Origin of the sequence: Kribbella sp. NPDC049584, from assembly GCF_040675555.1 — a bacterium.
Taxonomy (GTDB): Bacteria; Actinomycetota; Actinomycetes; order Propionibacteriales; family Kribbellaceae; genus Kribbella.
On the sequence record NZ_JBFAPF010000010.1, the window covers coordinates 287,624 to 303,712 of the forward strand.

The 16,089-nt window shown below is 68.1% G+C and carries 17 protein-coding genes; 4 read left to right on the forward strand and 13 right to left on the reverse strand.

The genetic code is table 11. The features are described 5' to 3' along the window. Positions 1-65: 65 nt before the first annotated feature. Positions 66-1,100, reverse strand: a complete 1,035-nt coding sequence (locus tag AB0J62_RS30590) for a DUF5937 family protein (protein ID WP_363878267.1) — start codon at positions 1,098-1,100, stop codon at positions 66-68. A 48-nt stretch (positions 1,101-1,148) separates the two neighbouring features. Next, the gene (locus tag AB0J62_RS30595) at positions 1,149-1,622 is read right to left on the reverse strand and encodes a GyrI-like domain-containing protein (protein ID WP_363878269.1); all 474 of its coding nucleotides are present in this window, start codon (positions 1,620-1,622) and stop codon (positions 1,149-1,151) included. 83 nt (positions 1,623-1,705) lie between these two features. Between AB0J62_RS30595 and AB0J62_RS30600 the strand changes: the two genes are divergently transcribed. Continuing rightward, a complete protein-coding gene (locus AB0J62_RS30600) occupies positions 1,706-2,986 on the forward strand; it encodes a glycoside hydrolase domain-containing protein (RefSeq protein WP_363878271.1) in 1,281 nt (426 codons plus the stop codon). A gap of 3 nt (positions 2,987-2,989) precedes the next feature. On the opposite strand, the gene AB0J62_RS30605 is transcribed toward AB0J62_RS30600, so the two are convergent. Continuing rightward, positions 2,990-3,355 (reverse strand): cupin domain-containing protein, encoded by a 366-nt coding sequence (locus AB0J62_RS30605; protein ID WP_363878273.1) that lies wholly within the window; start codon positions 3,353-3,355, stop codon positions 2,990-2,992. Positions 3,356-3,417: 62 nt separating this feature from the next. Between AB0J62_RS30605 and AB0J62_RS30610 the strand changes: the two genes are divergently transcribed. Further along, positions 3,418-3,882, forward strand: coding sequence for a MarR family transcriptional regulator (locus tag AB0J62_RS30610; RefSeq protein WP_363878275.1), 465 nt, complete (start codon positions 3,418-3,420; stop codon positions 3,880-3,882). Between the two features lie 8 nt (positions 3,883-3,890). Here AB0J62_RS30610 and AB0J62_RS30615 read toward each other — a convergent pair whose 3' ends face one another. The 3 genes from AB0J62_RS30615 to AB0J62_RS30625 form a co-directional block, all read right to left on the reverse strand. Further along, a complete protein-coding gene (locus AB0J62_RS30615) occupies positions 3,891-5,159 on the reverse strand; it encodes a serine hydrolase (RefSeq protein ID WP_363878277.1) in 1,269 nt (422 codons plus the stop codon). 84 nt (positions 5,160-5,243) lie between these two features. Then, on the reverse strand, positions 5,244-8,060 hold the full coding sequence (locus tag AB0J62_RS30620; protein ID WP_363878279.1) for a DEAD/DEAH box helicase: 2,817 nt from the start codon (positions 8,058-8,060) through the stop codon (positions 5,244-5,246). Positions 8,061-8,070: 10 nt separating this feature from the next. Beyond that, positions 8,071-8,970, reverse strand: coding sequence for an alpha/beta hydrolase (locus AB0J62_RS30625; RefSeq protein WP_363878281.1), 900 nt, complete (start codon positions 8,968-8,970; stop codon positions 8,071-8,073). A 71-nt stretch (positions 8,971-9,041) separates the two neighbouring features. On the opposite strand from AB0J62_RS30625, the gene AB0J62_RS30630 reads away from it, so the two are divergent. Continuing rightward, a complete protein-coding gene (locus tag AB0J62_RS30630) occupies positions 9,042-9,506 on the forward strand; it encodes a MarR family winged helix-turn-helix transcriptional regulator (RefSeq protein WP_363878283.1) in 465 nt (154 codons plus the stop codon). Positions 9,507-9,564: 58 nt separating this feature from the next. Here the strand turns inward: AB0J62_RS30630 and AB0J62_RS30635 are convergent, their stop codons facing one another. The 5 genes from AB0J62_RS30635 to AB0J62_RS30655 all read right to left on the reverse strand — a co-directional run bounded on the left by AB0J62_RS30635 (position 9,565) and on the right by AB0J62_RS30655 (position 12,756). Next, positions 9,565-10,389: a chitosanase gene (locus tag AB0J62_RS30635; RefSeq protein WP_363878285.1), complete on the reverse strand. Its 825-nt coding sequence runs from the start codon at positions 10,387-10,389 to the stop codon at positions 9,565-9,567. A 114-nt stretch (positions 10,390-10,503) separates the two neighbouring features. Continuing rightward, the gene (locus AB0J62_RS30640) at positions 10,504-11,376 is read right to left on the reverse strand and encodes a YegS/Rv2252/BmrU family lipid kinase (protein ID WP_363878287.1); all 873 of its coding nucleotides are present in this window, start codon (positions 11,374-11,376) and stop codon (positions 10,504-10,506) included. Then, the gene (gene tatC / locus AB0J62_RS30645; protein WP_363878289.1) at positions 11,376-12,194 is read right to left on the reverse strand and encodes a twin-arginine translocase subunit TatC; all 819 of its coding nucleotides are present in this window, start codon (positions 12,192-12,194) and stop codon (positions 11,376-11,378) included. Before tatC ends, AB0J62_RS30640 begins: the two co-directional genes overlap by 1 nt. A 22-nt stretch (positions 12,195-12,216) precedes the next feature. Continuing rightward, positions 12,217-12,507: a twin-arginine translocase TatA/TatE family subunit gene (locus AB0J62_RS30650; protein ID WP_130439214.1), complete on the reverse strand. Its 291-nt coding sequence runs from the start codon at positions 12,505-12,507 to the stop codon at positions 12,217-12,219. 57 nt (positions 12,508-12,564) lie between these two features. After that, the gene (locus AB0J62_RS30655; RefSeq protein ID WP_363878292.1) at positions 12,565-12,756 is read right to left on the reverse strand and encodes a hypothetical protein; all 192 of its coding nucleotides are present in this window, start codon (positions 12,754-12,756) and stop codon (positions 12,565-12,567) included. A gap of 162 nt (positions 12,757-12,918) precedes the next feature. On the opposite strand from AB0J62_RS30655, the gene AB0J62_RS30660 reads away from it, so the two are divergent. Next, positions 12,919-14,109, forward strand: a complete 1,191-nt coding sequence (locus AB0J62_RS30660) for a winged helix DNA-binding domain-containing protein (RefSeq protein ID WP_363878294.1) — start codon at positions 12,919-12,921, stop codon at positions 14,107-14,109. Here AB0J62_RS30660 and AB0J62_RS30665 read toward each other — a convergent pair. Both AB0J62_RS30665 and AB0J62_RS30670 read right to left on the reverse strand, forming a co-directional pair. Beyond that, entirely contained in the window at positions 14,106-15,077 is a 972-nt protein-coding gene (locus tag AB0J62_RS30665) for a WYL domain-containing protein (RefSeq protein ID WP_363878296.1), read from the reverse strand. The two genes, AB0J62_RS30660 and AB0J62_RS30665, sit on opposite strands and share 4 nt — an antisense overlap. Further along, positions 15,074-16,030: a WYL domain-containing protein gene (locus tag AB0J62_RS30670; RefSeq protein ID WP_363878298.1), complete on the reverse strand. Its 957-nt coding sequence runs from the start codon at positions 16,028-16,030 to the stop codon at positions 15,074-15,076. Before AB0J62_RS30670 ends, AB0J62_RS30665 begins: the two co-directional genes overlap by 4 nt. Positions 16,031-16,089: the final 59 nt, after the last annotated feature.

Below are 16,089 nucleotides of genomic sequence, written 5' to 3' on the forward strand. Positions count from 1 at the left end.
CAGCCAAAGCCCAAGGGCCGGGGCCGGGTGGTGAATTGACGGATCCCGTCAGTCCAACCGCGGGATCAGCGCATGATCAAGGTCAGGAGGTCGGTGCCCAGCGTGGTGAGGGCCTGGTTGTCGAGGCGGTAGGCAACGAAGCGGCCTTGGCGTTCGGCGGTGACCAGACCGGCTCTGGTGAGGGCTCTCAGATGACGGGTGACCTGCGTGGGATGGAGGCCCCAGAGGGCGGCGATCTCGCCGGCGGTGCGGGGTTCACTGGCGACGGCTCGACAGACCTGGAGGCGGTCGGGGGACGCGAGGGCGTCCAGCCGGGCGCGGATCTGCTGCGCCGTGGGTACGGCGTTGCCGCGGCCGGTCACGGGGTAGATCATCGTGATCGGCTCGCCGGGGATCTCGCCCACGAACAGGTGCGGGGCAATGTAGTTGCTCGGGACAAGCAACAGGCCGCGGGTGCTGATGTCGATGCGCTTGCTCTGCACCTTCTGTACGACGACGCTGTCCGCGTCGCGGAGGTCGATCGAGCCATCCAACGAGCGCAGCATCGCTCCGGCTCCGTCGCGGATCGCCAGGTCGCGGTCGTGCCTGCCGCGGGCAGCCAACGCGTCGCGTGATGCCGACCAGACGTCAGAGAACCACTCCTGCCAGCAGGCATCCAGCAGGTCCAAAAAGCGCCGTACCGGATCGGCAGGAGACGTCACGAGTGACTCGACCAATGCGGCCACCGCACGGCCGCGACTGCGAGCCCAGTGCAGTACTGCGTCCGTATCGACGGACCGGCTGCTCAACGGGCGACCGCGCAACGGCCGGACGAGCTCGGCGGCGACCTCCTCCGGCGGACCCGACCGGAGCGCAGCCAGCTCATCGGACCACGACGGCATGCCGGTAGCAGCTGTTGTCGCGAAGAAGCGCGCCCGAACCGCACGCACCGTCCACGACCACTGCGCCAGCTCGGAGCGCAGCTCGGGAGACAGCGGCACGGACGCCGCCCACTCGACCCGGTTGTGGTGAGTGGGCTCAGCCAACACATGCAGCGCACAACCCAACTCGATCAACGGCGACGCCACATGCCGAATCCGCTCCGGCTCAAGCCGGCTCACGCCGGCCAGGACAGTCGGCACTAGGGCGTGTCTCCCGGTCCCACGCCCTTAATCCTTCAGTTTGAACTGGAGGTCGGTGTCCCAGTCGTTCATGTCCGGGACCTCGCGGGGGTTGGAGCGGTAGATCTCGAGGCGTGCGGCCCAGTAGTCGCCGTTCGCGTCCCACTCCAGGCCCTGCTCCTCGCCCCAGGCCAGCAAGTCGCGGGTGGCCTCCCTCAGGCCGTCGGGGTGGCCGTGGTGGGTGGCGGTCGCGTACCGGCCCGCCGGGAGTACGCCGGTGACGATCTCACCCTCGCCGGAGCGCAGGTCGTCGACCGGGAACCCGATCTCCATCACCAGCCCGGCGTCCATGTCGACCACGTCGTACTTGAAGAACGGCGCGTCGTTCGGAGCGATCTCCTTGGCCGCGAGCCAGTCGATCACCTCCCGCATCCGGTCCGCGAACGCCCCGATCCCGTCCATCGCGACCTTGCCCCGCAACGCGACGTACGGCCGTTCCCCGATCTCGACGATCTCCGGCATGGTGACTACCCTCCGACACTCGATGTTGGCCTCAACCTACCGCGTGGCGATTCCTGAGCGTCTACTGAGACCAGGGGGTCATCATGCTGAAACTCAAGGTCCTGATCGCTGCTGTAGCACTCTCGGTTGCCGGCCTACCGGCGTACGCCGAGCCGACGACGCCGATCACGTACAACGCGGGTACGACGGCGACGCGATTCACCGGGCTGGCGTTCGATACGTGTACGGCGCCGACGCTGGCGCAGATGACTGCCTGGAAGGCCTCGCCGTACAAAGCGGTCGGTATCTACTTCGGTGGCGTCAACCGGAGCTGTGCGCAGCCGCAGTTGACGCCGGCGTGGGTCACGGCGGTCACTGCGATGGGCTGGCGACTAGTGCCGATCTATTTGGGTCTTCAGGCACCCTGCGGCACCCGGAAGTACAAGATGTCCACGGCCTCGTCCAACCGGGACGCAGTCAGGGACGCCGACGATGCGGTCGCGAAGGCGAAGGCACTTGGCCTCCTGCCGGCTAGTGCGCTCTACAACGACATGGAGAACTACGACCGCACCAACGCGGTCTGCCGGTCCGCCGTGCTGCACTACCTGTCCTCCTGGACGAAGGAGCTGCACCTGCAGCGCTATGTCTCCGGTGTGTACGCCAACCTGAGCTCAGGTGCGCCCGACCTCGCGGCGGCGTACAACTCCACGTCGTACGCCCGGCCGGACGCCCTGTGGATCGCACGCTGGGACAACAGCAGCCTGCTCACCGGCTGGGCGGGTATCCCCAACACCTTCTGGGCGGTCGGACAGCGTGGCAAGCAGTACAGGGGCGACCACACCGAGACGTACGGCGGCGTGACGCTCAACATCGACAACGACAGCTTCGACGCACCGGTCGCGTCCGTCGCCTACAACTACACCGTCCGTACGACGATCCACTCGTACTCCGGTCCGTCGACGGCGTATCCGGTCCGCTCGACGATCGCAGCGAACGCCGGGGTCCGAGTGGTCTGCCAGACGTTCGGGCCGAAGGTCGGCACCAGCTCGGTCTGGGACAAGCTCATCGACGGCACGTACGTCACCGACTACTACGTCCGCACGCCGAGCAAGCCCGGCTACAGCGCTCCGCTCCCCGGCTGCAGTTTCCCCTTCCAGACAACGATCAGCGGTCTGAGTCGGCGGCACGGCCCGGGTACGGCGTATGCGACGTATCCGAGCACTCTGCCCGCTGGGTCGCTGGCGTGGATCACCTGCCAGCAAGCCGGATCCAAAGTCGGCACCACGTCGATCTGGGATCGGCTGAGTGACGGCAGCTGGGTCACTGACTACTACGTCGCCACGGCGAGCCAGACGACGTACACGGCACCGATCCGCCGCTGCTGACCTCTACTGGGCCCAGGGCGGCTGGACCGCGGTGCCGTCGGCCATGTAGCCCGTGAAGCCGGCGGTGATGGCGACGTACAGCTCGGCCGGGCCCTCCCCGAGATTGGTCAGCGAGATCGGCTCCCCGGCCGGTACGACGACCGCGTCGCCCGGGCCGAGCTTGTCGGCACCTAACGACACCGTCCCGCTGATCACCATGAAGACCTCGTCCCGGTCGAGCGTGTGCGGCGCGTCGCCGCCGTGCCCGGGCTCGACCGTGAGCTTCCACGTGCACAACCCGGCCGACCCGCGGCTCGGCGCGGCGAGCCCGGTGAACTCCACCCCCGGCAACTGGAACCGCTCCGCCTCGGCCGCGCGAATGACGTGCATCTCGTCCCCCAAACATTTAGACAAGCTGACTTGACCAAGCCAACTTGACTATCATGGCCTGCATGACGCGATCGGGCAAGCCGGATATCGGGATCTTGTTACTGCTGGCGGACCAGGAGTTCGTTCGCGAGCTGCGCGAGCACGTGGCCGCGCAGGGGTTCGACGACCAGGGCCGGTCGGACGGATTCGTCTTCCGGACGCTCAGCGCCGGGCCGACCACGATCAGCGGACTGGCCGAGCGGCTGGAGATCACCAAGCAGGGCGCCGGCCAGATCGTCGACGACATGGAACGCCGCGGGTACGTCGAACGCCGCCCGGACCCGTCGGACGCGCGCGCGAAACTGCTCCACCTGACCGAGCGCGGCGAGGCCGCGCTGTCCACGGCGCGGAAGTTCCATCAGGCGTACGAACGCCGCCTCCGCAAACGGTTCGGCGACGAGGCGATCGACACCCTGCGCGGCGTACTGACCGACATGGCCGGCGAGGCCCAGGTCAGCACGCCGCACTTCAGGGCATTGATGTTCTAGGCGATGTTCTAGGCGAAGTACTTGGGGAAGAGGTCGTTGGTGGGCCAGGACTTGACGCCGTTGGCGGCTGTCCAGAGGGCCGCGTCGATGTCGCCGTACGACTTGCCACTCGCGTCGTCGCGGCGGTTGAACAGGGCCGCCCAGCTCATCCCGTTGTAGGTCCGCACCATGATCGTGAACGTCCCCGGCATGCTCCCGGTGTGCCACGTGTTGCGTCCGGTCCCGCCCGTCACCGGACGAACCTGCCACCCGAGCCCGTAGTACCAGCCGTCGGAGTTCACGCCGATCTCCGGCTTCGCCCAGATGCTGTTGAGCGACGCGGCGTTCAGCACGCTGGACGACTTGTCGAACATGCGAGCCCAGCGCACCAGGTCGGGCGCGCTCGCTATCCAGCCGCCGTTGGCGTCCTGGATCCGCATGCTGAACGTCCCGTACGGCGCTGCCACCTTGGTGCCCGACATGTCCAGCACGGTTGGCCCGGAGTACTGCGAGTCGTACGGCACCTCGCCGGCGTGCTTCGCGATCGAGTAGCCCTGCGCCATCCGGGTGATCCCCAACGGCGTCAGCAGCTTCTGCTGCACGTACGCCGGATAGCTCAGCCCGCTGACCTTCTCGATCACCCGGCCGGCGAGGGTGTACCCGAAGTTGGAGTACGCGTACTTACTGCCCGGGTTGAAGTCGAGCTTGCGGCCAGCCTGGTACTTGATCACGTCCGCGGTGTGAAGCTCCATCGGCACGCCCAGCGCGCGGGAGATCACAGCGTCCTCCCACTCCGGGTCGCCCGAGATGTCGCGGTCCCAGCCACCGAGGTGCTGCAGGACCCGCTTGACGGTCACGGCGGACCAGCGGGTGTCCTTGGTCTGGCCGGTCGGCGGCGTGATCGAGATGATGTTCCCGACCGGTGTCGACAGGCTCAGCTTGCCGTCCTGGACGAGCTTCACGATCGCGGCCGCGGTGAACGACTTCGTCAGGCTCGCGACCCGGAACAACGAGGTCGGCTGCACGGTCAGCGCGGTGGACGTGCTGTAGCCGCGGGCAAGCACCAGACGACCCTTGTAGGTGACTGCCAGCTGCCCGGCGGTGACGCCACGGGCCTGCATGAACGTCTTCATCTGACTGTCGAAACCAGCCAGCGCCGAGACCGCCGTTCCGGTGGTCTTCCAGGTCGCCGCCGCATCCGCGGAACGACCCAGAACCGAACCGGCCCCGGTCCCGACGGCCGCGACCGCTCCGGTAGCGAGGGCGAGCTTGCCGAAGTTGCGGCGCGTCAACTCCACGAACGTGTTCTCCTTCAGACCAGTTGCTAGGCAGGGGTTTACAACTGCTTACTGCACTGAAGGAAGTCTTTCACCCGAAGAGGTCTACTCGACCATCGAGGCGTAGGAGATGACGCCGCGGCGGATCTGGTCGACCACGGTGCGGGCTGTTTTGCGGAGAGGGGTGTCGCCTGCTGCGTCGGCGATCTGTTCGGTGAGGTCTATTAGTTGTTTGACCCAGCGGACGAAGTCGCCGGCGGCGAGGTCAGACTCGTACAGCACCTCGGCCAGTGAGGCGCCGGACGCCCAGCGGAACGCGGGCCAGCAGAAGTTCAGGTCCATCGAGCGTAGGAAGTCCACTCGCATGTCCCGCTCCAGCGCGGACAGGTCGCGCCAGATCGACCCCATCCGCTCGAGCGCTTCACGTACGTCGCCACGCGGCAAGCGCGGCGAGGTCGGCTCGTCCTTCGACCGCGACTCGTAGACCAGTGCAGCCAGGCACGCGGCCAACTCAGGCACAGTCAGGTCGTCGAAGACTCCTTGCCGCAGGCACTCAGCCGCAACCAGATCGAGCTCGGTGTAGATCCGCGCAAGCCGATCGCCGGCTTCGGTCGTCTTGTCGCCGTCGAGGTAGTGCAGCGCGTCCAGCACCTGGCAGACCCGGTCGAACTGGCGGGCGATCGTGTTCGTCCGCTGCTCGATCTTCCGCTGGACCTCACGGTTCTCCCGGTCGAGCCGGAAGTACCGCTCTGCCCATCGCGCATGGTCCTCGCGGTCGGAGCAACCATGGCACGGATGCGCGCGCAACTGGGCCCGCATCTCCTGCAGCTCGGGATCGTCCGCGTGACTGATCGCGTCCTTCCCGCGGGTGCGCGACGGCGGTCCGTCCTCACCGAGCAGGTCGGTCCGCGTCCGCAGTACCTGCGCCAGTTCGCGACGCTGCTGCGGGTTGCGCGGGTTGAACTTGCGCGGGATCCGCAGTACGCCGATGGCCTCGACCGGGGTCGGGAAGTCGACCATCGACAGCTTCCGCACCTGCCGGTCCAGCGTCAGCACCGTCGGCCGCGGCCCTTCGCGCTCCGACCGCATCCCCGGGTCGAGCACGAGCGCCCAACCGGCGCTGCGGCCGGCCGGGATCCGGATGATGTCGCCGGTTCTGAGCTTCTCGATCGACTCCTGCGCCTCGACCCGGCGGTCCAGCTTGCGCCGCTTCGAGCCGGACGCCTCGCGATCACCGATCCGCCGGCGCAGAGCGGCGTACTCGAGGAAGTCGCCGAGGTGGCACTCGATCGACTCCTTGTAGCCCTCCAGCGCCTCGGTGTTGCGCTGCACCTGCCGCGCCAGCCCGACCACGGCCTGGTCGGACTGGAACTGCGCGAACGACAACTCGAGCATGTCCCGCGCCCGCGTCCGCCCGACCTGGCGAACCAGGTTGACCGCCATGTTGTACGACGGCGAGAACGACGACCGCAGCGGATACGTTCGGGTCGACGCGAGACCCGCGACCTCGCGCGGATCGAACCCGGGCTGCCACAGCACGACCGCGTGGCCCTCGACATCGATCCCGCGACGCCCGGCCCGGCCGGTCAGCTGCGTGTACTCCCCCGGCGTGATGTCGACGTGTGCCTCGCCGTTCCACTTCGAGAGCTTCTCGAGCACGACGGTGCGCGCCGGCATGTTGATGCCCAGGGCAAGCGTCTCGGTGGCGAACACGACCTTGATCAGGCCGCGCGCGAACAGCTCCTCGACGACCTCCTTGAACGCCGCGAGCATGCCCGCGTGGTGCGCCGCGATCCCGCGGCTGAGCGCCTCGGCGAAGTCGTGGTACCCGAGCACGCCGAGGTCCTCGTCCGGCAGGTCCGCCGTCCGCTCCGCGACGACTCGCTTGATCTCGTCGCGCTCCGATGGCTTGGTCAGCCGCAAACCGGACCGCAGGCACTGCACGACTGCATCCTCACAACCCTTGCGGGAGAAGATGAAGTAGATCGCCGGCAGCAACGCACCGGCGTCCAGCTCCTCGACCACATCCGAGCGGTACGGCGTGAAGTGCGAGCGGGACGGCCGGCTCTTCGGCAGGTCGCGGCGCCGGCGGGGTTTGCGCGAGTCGTCGCGAAAGATCCGGTTGTCGTCACGGGCGATCCGGACGAGCTGCGGGTTGACCAGATCCTTGACGTCGGCCCTGACCGGCGCGTTCGCCTTCGCCGGGTTGCCGGACTTGCTGGGCGCACCGACACGCGCGGTCGGCGCCTCGCCGGCGAACAGGTCGTGCAGCCGCTTGCCCACCATCACGTGCTGGAACAGCGGCACCGGCCGCTTCTCCTCCAGGACGACGACGGTGTTGCCGCGGACCGTCTCCAGCCAGTCGCCGAACTCCTCGGCGTTGCTCACGGTCGCCGACAGGGACACCACCGAGACCGAGTCCGGCAGGTGGATCAGCACCTCTTCCCAGACCGCGCCACGGGATCGGTCGGCCAGGTAGTGCACCTCGTCCATCACGACGTACGAAAGACCGAGCAGTGTCTGCGATCCGGCGTACAGCATGTTGCGGAGGACCTCGGTCGTCATCACGACGATCGGGGCCTCGGAGTTGACCGAGTTGTCGCCGGTGAGCAGGCCGACCTTGTCCGCGCCGTACCGGCTGACGAGGTCGCCGTACTTCTGGTTGCTGAGGGCCTTGATCGGGGTCGTGTAGAAGCACTTCTGGCCGCGCTCGAGGGCCAGGTGGACGGCGAACTCGCCGACCAGCGTCTTCCCGGAGCCGGTGGGCGCCGCGACCAGCACCTGGTGGCCGTCCTCGAGGGCGGCACAGGCACGCAACTGGAACTCGTCCAGCGCGAAGTCGTAGAGCCCCCGGAACTCCTTCACGGCCGGATGCTCCTGGTCCGAGCGGAACGAGGCGTACTTCTCGGACGGGGTACTCATGGGCCCCAATCTATGCGACGCCACCTACAGATTTGTCCCGGAGCCGGTTCTTGACGAAGGTGGCGGCGTGGTCGAGTGCTTCGTCGGCCTCGGACATGACTCCGGCGAAGTACTGGAACACGTGCGGGGCGCCGGCGACCACGTCGAGGCTGACGTCCACGTCCTGCTCGGCCGCGCGGGCGACCAGGCGGAGCGAGTCGTCGAGCAGGATCTCCGCCGTACCGACCTGGACGAGCAGCGGCGGGAGGCCCTTCAGGTCGGCGAAGACGGGGCTCGCCAACTCGTTCTTCGGGTCCGCACCGCCCAGGTAGAACTCGGCAGACTCGGCCATGTTGGCGCGACTGAACAGCGGATCGTCCTCGTCACGGCTGTCCATGGTCGGGCTCTTCAGCGAGACGTCGGTCCACGGCGACAACAGAACCGCACCCGCCGGCAGCGGCAGACGCTCGGCCCGCGCAGCGATCATCGTCGCCAGCGCGAGCCCACCACCGGCCGAATCGCCAACGATGACGACCTTCTGACCACTCTCGACCAGCTCCCGGTACGCCGCCAGCGCGTCGTGGATCGCGGCCGGGAAGGCATGCTCGGGCGCGAGCCGGTAGTCGAGCGACACTGCCGGTACGCCGCTGCGGCGGGACAACGGCGCCGCCAGGTTGGCGCCGGTCCGCGCGGAACCCACGACGTACGAGCCCCCGTGCAGGTAGAGGATGACGCCGTCCGCATCGGCGCCGTCGACATGCACATCCAGAGCCGGCACTCCACCCAGGGTCCGCTCGACCAACTTGACGTCGTCACCGAGCGGGAGATTGGCGAACAGTTGGTCGAAGCCGGCCCGTTGCTCCTCCGGTGTCCGCCCGAGCTCGGCCTTCTGCATCATGCCGCGTGCTGCTTCACGTTCTTCAGCGCTCATGGGTCCGTCTCCTGGTGATAGATTCCGAGGAATATAGTTCTCCACAACTACGTTCCGAGGAATCTAATTCCGTGACTGATCTCACAGCATTGTTCACGGACCTGGTCCGGCTGGAAACGCGCCTCTACAACGTGCTCGACGCGCGCCTGAAGGCTGAACACGACCTCCCCCTCGGCCAGTTCGAGTTCCTCCGCTTCATCGCGGCCCACGAGACCACCCGGGTCTTCGACCTGGCCCGCGAGCTGGCCATCACCGTCGGCGCCACCAGCAAGGCCGTCGACCGGCTCGAGTACGCCGGCCGCGTCCGCCGTACGGCGAACCCCCACGACCGCCGCTCCTCCCTGGTCGAACTGACCCCGCTCGGCGCACGCGACCTGGCCGCCGCAGCACCCACCGTCGAGGCCGAACTCAACACCTGGATCGGCTCCGTCCTCCCGGCCGCCGTCCTCGAGCAACTCGCCACCAGACTGTCGATGCTCAGACAACGCGCCGAGGCCGACTCCCGCACGGACCGCCGCGAGGTGTTCAGGACATGACGCAGCCGGGCTCCCTTCCCTGGTGGTCCGATGGGAGCCCGGCTGCGCGTCTGGGGGCCTAGCTGATGTGGTACGAGTCGCCGTACACCTTCCAGCTGAGCGGGGTGTCCAGGTTGAAGTTGCCGTTCTTGAGGAAGACCCGCTGGGCGGTGTCGACGCGACTGGTGTCGCTGTGGGCCTCCTCCTGCTTCATCGCCCACACGCGCGCGTCGAGGAACGCGTTCAGCCAGGTGGTCTCGTTGCCGCCCTGCGACGGGGGCTTGGCCTTACCGAGCGCGCGCTTGCGGATGCCGCCGAAGCTGGTCGAGTCGTTACCCGGACCGTGCATGACAATCGCGTCGTAGTAGCAGAACTGACCGAGGGTGCGGACCCCGTCGGACTTGCCCTGCGCCACTGCCGGGTTGAAGTACACCCGGTCGCGCTCGTCGTTCTGACAGCCCTGGAAGACGGTGTCCTTGGCGGCGGTCTTCCAGTCCTTTGTGTAGTTCGGGTCGAGGCCCTTGTGCGAGTCGCTGCCGTTCACCTTGCGCAGCGCCGGCAGGTACTTCGCCAGCACGTTGCCGGGCTTGCGGTCGGTGTACAGCTCGACCAGGTCGAGCATGTCGCCGGTGCCCGAGCAGAACCCGATGATGCCGGCCGTGTAGCCGCGGCCGTCGTCGATGTCCTCGATGTACTTGTACTGCGCCTTCCAGTCCAGTGACGAGTTCTCCGCGCTGCAGACGATCTCCATCGCGATCTCCTTCTTCGCGGGATCGTCCAGACCGGTCGCCTGTACGGCGGCGTCGGCGTGCGGCGCGTAGCGGGAGATGGCCAGGCCGGCGGGGACGGCCGCGAGCGACAGTCCGAGCATCAGTGCGGTCCTGCGGGTGGGGCGGTTCTCCATGACTCCTCCGAGGGGCGTCCGAGGGCACTAACTGTTAGGAAGCTTTCCTATCAGACGGAGGACGCAAATGAGAATACCTCGGACGTTAATGTTTTCAGCGGTTCCGGCGAGGGCTCAGGCAAAGACCGTGAGTGCGCCCGGCGCGATGCCGATGTCGACCGGCAGCTGGCCCAGCGGCTCGCCGTCGGCGTACGCCGTGATGCCGGGCGACTCGATCCGGACCGAGCGGCCCTGGAGCGTGCGGACCGCCGGATGGCCGACGTGAGTGCCTTTGGACAGCTTCGGGAACAGCTGCAGCAGCGTCAGCCGGGACACCGGCTCGATGATCGTGATGTCCAGCAGGCCGTCGTCGATCGTGGCGCCGGCGCAGATCTGCAGTCCCCCGCCGTACGTCGGTCCGGTGCCGACCGCGACGAGCATGGCGCTGGTTTCGATCGCGTCGCCGTCGACCGTCACGACGTACTCGAGCGGGCTGAACGTGCGCAGCTCAGCCAGGGTCGCAACCGTGTAGCGCGAGCTTCCCTTGGGCCACGACATCGCATTGGCCCGCTTGTTCACAAGCGAGTCGAAGCCACCGGCGACGACTGTGGTGATGAAGACGTCCTTCGCCGTGGCGAGGTCGACGGTCCGGGTCTTGCCGGACACCACCAGGTCCGCCGCCGCGAGCGGATCCTTGAGCGGTACGCCGATACCGCGCGCGAAGTCGTTACCGGTGCCGGCCGGGATCACGCCGAACGGCATCCCGGAGTTCGCGAGCACCTGCGCGCCGAGGTGGATCGTGCCGTCGCCGCCGATCAGCGTGACCGCGTCCGCTCCGGACGCGACCACCTCGGAGGCGATCCGGCCGACGTCCTCGGCGCAGGTCGTGGCGTGTACGTCGACCGTCAGCCCGGCCGCGGCCAGCCGATCCCGGACCACCGGCGCGATCCGGGCACCCAGGCCGCGCCCGCTGGTGGGGTTGACCACCAGCGCGATCCGTCGACTCATCAGTCGGCCAGCAGCTCTTCTTGACGCTCGCCGCGCCGCTTGTCGTTGACCCGGGCGATCACCTCGGCCGCGAAGAACAGCAGACACATCGGGATCGCCAGCAAGCACATCGTGAACGGGTCACCGGACGGCGTCGCGACGGCCGCGAACACGAAGATCACCAGGATGATGTACGGCCGGAACTTGCCCAGCGCCCGGGCCGGCACCACGCCGACCATGTTCAGCAGCACGACGACCAGCGGTATCAGGAACGCGACGCCGAACACCAGCATCGTCCGGATCACGAAGTCCAGGTACGTCGGCAGCTCGATCAGGTTCTGGATGTCGAGCGGGGTGAAGCTGATCAGGATCGCGATGCCCTTCGGCAGCGTCCAGTACGCGACCGCCATACCGCCGGCGAACAGCGGCGCCGCGATCGAGGAGAAGATGTACGCCCACTTCCGCTCGTTGCGGTGCAGGCCCGGCGCCACGAAGGCCCAGAGCTGGTACAGCCAGACCGGGCTGGCGAGCACGAGACCGAACAGCGCGGAGATCTTGATCCGGAAGGTGAGCGCGTCGCCGACACCCGGGAACGTCAGGATCGGCTCCTTGCCCTGCTCCCGGGCCAGGTCGCCGACGCTGGTGTGGAACGGCTGGGTCAGGAACTTGAACGCGTCGTTGTACAAGATCCAGCCGAGCACGGTGCACACCACGATCGCGAGCACGCTGATGAGCAGCCGGTTCCGGAGCTCGACAATGTGCTCGCGCAGGGTCATGCGACCCTCGGGGTCTTTCGGGTGGCGGTCCTGCTTGCCCTTCCGCCGCCCGAACTTCACCATCGACACAGGTGCGGCGTTCGGCTCAGTTGGCGGTGTGGGTCGGCGGCAGACCGTCGCCCGGCGCCTGGCCGTTCACCTGGTTCGGCTGCGCGGCCTGGGCCTGCGGGGCCGGCTGCTGCGCCGGAGGCTGCGAGGCCTCCTGGGTCAGTTCCCCGTCCTTCTTCTTGGGGCCGACCTCCTCCTCCCAGATCTTCTTCGACTTGCCGAGCTGCTTCACCAGTGCCGGCAGCTTCGCCGATCCGAACAGCAGCACGACGATCGCGAGGATGACGAGCCACTCTGCGCCTTGGGGCATACCGAGGAGCGGTGCCATGTCGATCTCCCTTTCCAACATCAACTCGAAGCTCGAGCCTGAGTTCGTGGCCGAATACTACGCCGGAGCGTGCACTTCCTCGCGGGTCTGTCCAGACCCGGACGAGGACTGCGCGGCATCCAGCTTGGACTGGGCGGCGACCAACTCACGCGTCAGTGCCTTGGCCTGACCCCAGAGCTTCTTCGCGAGCAGGGCGAGGACGAGCAGCCACACCGCCACCACCGCGACGAAGAGCAGGAACCAGTACATACCCAGGAGCCTAGCCGGTTCCTGGCCATCGCCCACGCCCGCCGGGGCGTCTCGGCGGACAACGGTGTCGGAACGTGATGGTAAAACCGAGTGTCTCCGCGGTGTGACAGCGCGGGACAGCTGGTACGACAACGGCTGGGAACGGCCGGCAAGGGAGCGTGGATGGCGCGGATCAGCGTCGATGAGCGGCGGGCGCGGCTCGGTCGGAGACATCGGCTCGGGGCGGGCTGCCATGCGGCAGACCCGGTCGAGGCGGCAGCGTCGATGGTCGCGCTGCACGCCACCGATCCGGCAACTGTCCACCTGAGCGTCGCCGCGCGCGTGCCAGGGAGTGATGTCGCAGCCACGGAGCGTGCGTTGTACGACGATCGCTCGCTGATCCGGATGCTCGGCATGCGCCGTACGGTCTTCGTCGTCCCGACGCCGTTCGCGCCCGTTGTGCAGGCAGCGTGCACGGACGACATCGCCGTCAAGCAACGGAAGCTACTCGTGAAGCACCTCAACGAGGCCGGCGTTGCAGAGGGCGCGGAGGCCTGCGGACGCTGGCTTGCTGCCGTCGAGGAGTCGACTGCGACCGCACTGGCGTTGCGCGGGTCTGCGACGGCGCAGGAGCTGTCCGCGGACGAGCCGCGACTGCGGACCAGGCTGAGCATGGCGGCCGGGAAGACGTACGCCGCTCAGCCGTACGTGACGAGCCGCGTGTTGTTCCAGCTGTCCGCAGAGGGACGGATCGTGCGTGGACGCCCACTGGGGACGTGGCTGAGCGGACAGCACCAGTGGTCGCCTTCTGCCGACTGGCTGCCCGGTGGGCTCGGTGACAGGCCTGCGGCGGAGGAAGCGCGGGTCATGCTCGCGCGGGCCTGGCTGTCGTCGTTCGGCCCGGGCACGGCGGCTGACCTGCAGTGGTGGGCCGGCTGGACGGGCGGACAGACGAAGAAGGCGCTGGCCGCGGTCGAGGCGGTCGAGGTGGACCTGGACGGTCAGGTCGGCTACGTGCTGCCCGGCGACGAGGCACCCGAAGTACCGGTGGAGCCGTGGGTCGCGTTCCTCCCCGGCCTGGACCCGACGCCGATGGGCTGGAAGGAGCGTGACTGGTTCCTCGGTCCGCACAAGTCCAAGCTCTTCGACAACACCGGCAACATCGGCCCGACGATCTGGGCCGACGGTCGCATCATCGGCGGCTGGGGGCAGCCCGAGTCCGGCGAGGTCCGCTACAAGCTCCTCGAGGACGTCGGCCACGACACCACCGCGCTGGTCGAGTCCGAAGCAGCTCGCTGGACGGCCTGGCTGGCCGGTGTCCGCATCACTCCCCGCTTCCGCTCCCCCTTGGAGAAGCAGCTCAGCAACGGTTAGTCGTCGTACGCCGAGAGGGCGTCGCGGGCGGTGGCGGCGATCTGGGTGCTGAGGTCAGGCGGATCGAGGACGGTTGCGGCGCCACCGAGGCGGAGGACGAGGCGCTGGAGCCAGGCGGTGTCGGCGACACGAAGTTTGACGATCAGCGAGTCGTCGGGGCCTTCTTCGACGGACTCGTTGGGGTAGTACTCGGCTACCCAGCGAGCCGGAGGCGCCAGCTTCACGGTGGCCAGGAGATCCTGCTCGGAGGGCTGGAACATGCCGTTCGACAGGTCACGCGGCGTGGCCTCGGCCGGCGGCTCGCTGGGCAGGTCCAGAAGCTTGACCGCAGCGATCCGGTCGAGGCGGAACAGGCGGACGTCCTCGGCCAGGCGGCACCAGGCCTCGAGGTACGTGCGGCCTTCGGAGACGACGAGCCGCATCGGGTCGACATCGCGCTCGGTCGTCTCGTCGCGCGACGGTACGTCGTACGTCAGGTGGAGCCGCCGCTTCCCGGCCAGCCCGCGGTTGACGGTCTCGGCAATCTCCGGCGCGGCCGGCTCGACGTGAACGTGCGCAGCGGCGCCCTCGCTCGCCGCCGCAGCCTCCCCCGCCGCCCGCTCCAGCTTGGCGATGGCCCGGTCGACCGCGTCGCGGTCCGGACCGGCCGTCACCTCGCGCAGCGTGCGCAGCGCAGTCAGCAGGGCCAGGGCCTCGGCCGCGGCCAGCCGCAACGGCCGCGCCAGGTAGTCGGCGTTGTTGATGTGGATGACGCCGTCGCCCTCGGCCGCCTCGATGTCGATCTCGATCAGATCGCCCATCTGCGCACCGGGCAGCCCGCAGAACCACAGCACCTTCAGGTCCGCGATGATCTGCTTCGGCCGTACGCCGAACTCCTTGGCAACGTCGTCGACGCGCGCGCCGTCGTTCTCCCGCAGGTACGGCACCAATGCCAACAGCCGCTGCACCTGGTCACGCGCACTACTCATACCCCGGCCACCGTCCGCAGCCGCCACAGCACTCCGTCCAGCACGTCCCCAGGTCCCTCAACGACCGCATCCGGTCCGTACGACGCGATCTCCTCGGCCAGCACGGATGAGTCGGCGTACGGGACGTGGAGCAGGTCCCAACCCTCTTCGTACTCCTCGATGGCGTTCGCCCGGCGACGCAGGCTCACACACGAACCGGTCCGTGCCCGCACCTTCGCCTCGGACGTCGGACGCGGCGGCGCGAGCTCGGTCACCAGTGAGCGCAGGTCGGTCCCCTCGGGCACGGTGAACGCGCCCGGCTCCCCCACGGTCTTCACATTGCCGCCGATCCGCGACAGCCGGAACATGCGGGTGGCCTGACGGTCGCGGTCCCGACCGACGACGTACCAGCGGCCGTGCCAGGAGACGATGCCCCAGGGCTCCAGCGTCCGCGTCGTCGACTCCGACTCACCACTCCGCACATGCTGGAACCGCACGACCTGCCGCGCCACGACAGCGGACCAGAGTGGGTCGAAGGCCGGCTCCGACGCGCCAACGTGCGGCTCGATCGCGCTCAGCGCGGACTGGTCGGTCTGGATGCCTGCCGCCTTCAGCTTCAGCACCGCCGACGTGGTCGCTTCGGACAGACCGGCGTGCTGCCACACCCGTGCGGCCACGCCGAGCACGGCGGCCTCGTCCGGCTCCAGGTGCACTTCGGGGAGCTCGAAGACGTCGCGCCGGATCCGGTAGCCGACCTCGTCGGAGAAGAACTTGTCGATCGTGCCCATCTCGATCGGGATGCCGAGATCGCGCAGCTCGTCCTTGTCCCGCTCGAACATCTTCTCGAACGCGTCGTCGGTCTGGCCCGCGTACCCCTCGACGACCTCGCGGATGCGTTCCTTCGTCACGTAGGTGCGCGCGACCAGCAGGCAGATGACCACATTGAGCAGTCGCTCACTCTTCCGCGCCGACACCCGACCACCTTACGGCCTCCGGGCGTCCAAAACCCGCCTTTCCGCACCGAAACTTCGAA

What these genes read in the sequence shown, in the direction of transcription:
- AB0J62_RS30650 (WP_130439214.1), bottom strand. Translation starts at nt 12,507, where the DNA reads ATGGCACCGCTCCTCGGTATGCCCCAAGGCGCAGAGTGGCTCGTCATC.
- AB0J62_RS30595 (WP_363878269.1), bottom strand. Translation starts at nt 1,622, where the DNA reads ATGCCGGAGATCGTCGAGATCGGGGAACGGCCGTACGTCGCGTTGCGG.
- AB0J62_RS30665 (WP_363878296.1), bottom strand. Translation starts at nt 15,077, where the DNA reads ATGAGTAGTGCGCGTGACCAGGTGCAGCGGCTGTTGGCATTGGTGCCG.
- AB0J62_RS30655 (WP_363878292.1), bottom strand. Translation starts at nt 12,756, where the DNA reads ATGTACTGGTTCCTGCTCTTCGTCGCGGTGGTGGCGGTGTGGCTGCTC.
- AB0J62_RS30660 (WP_363878294.1), top strand. Translation starts at nt 12,919, where the DNA reads ATGGCGCGGATCAGCGTCGATGAGCGGCGGGCGCGGCTCGGTCGGAGA.
- AB0J62_RS30620 (WP_363878279.1), bottom strand. Translation starts at nt 8,060, where the DNA reads ATGAGTACCCCGTCCGAGAAGTACGCCTCGTTCCGCTCGGACCAGGAG.
- tatC (WP_363878289.1), bottom strand. Translation starts at nt 12,194, where the DNA reads ATGGTGAAGTTCGGGCGGCGGAAGGGCAAGCAGGACCGCCACCCGAAA.
- AB0J62_RS30600 (WP_363878271.1), top strand. Translation starts at nt 1,706, where the DNA reads ATGCTGAAACTCAAGGTCCTGATCGCTGCTGTAGCACTCTCGGTTGCC.
- AB0J62_RS30635 (WP_363878285.1), bottom strand. Translation starts at nt 10,389, where the DNA reads ATGGAGAACCGCCCCACCCGCAGGACCGCACTGATGCTCGGACTGTCG.
- AB0J62_RS30610 (WP_363878275.1), top strand. Translation starts at nt 3,418, where the DNA reads ATGACGCGATCGGGCAAGCCGGATATCGGGATCTTGTTACTGCTGGCG.
- AB0J62_RS30640 (WP_363878287.1), bottom strand. Translation starts at nt 11,376, where the DNA reads ATGAGTCGACGGATCGCGCTGGTGGTCAACCCCACCAGCGGGCGCGGC.
- AB0J62_RS30625 (WP_363878281.1), bottom strand. Translation starts at nt 8,970, where the DNA reads ATGAGCGCTGAAGAACGTGAAGCAGCACGCGGCATGATGCAGAAGGCC.
- AB0J62_RS30605 (WP_363878273.1), bottom strand. Translation starts at nt 3,355, where the DNA reads ATGCACGTCATTCGCGCGGCCGAGGCGGAGCGGTTCCAGTTGCCGGGG.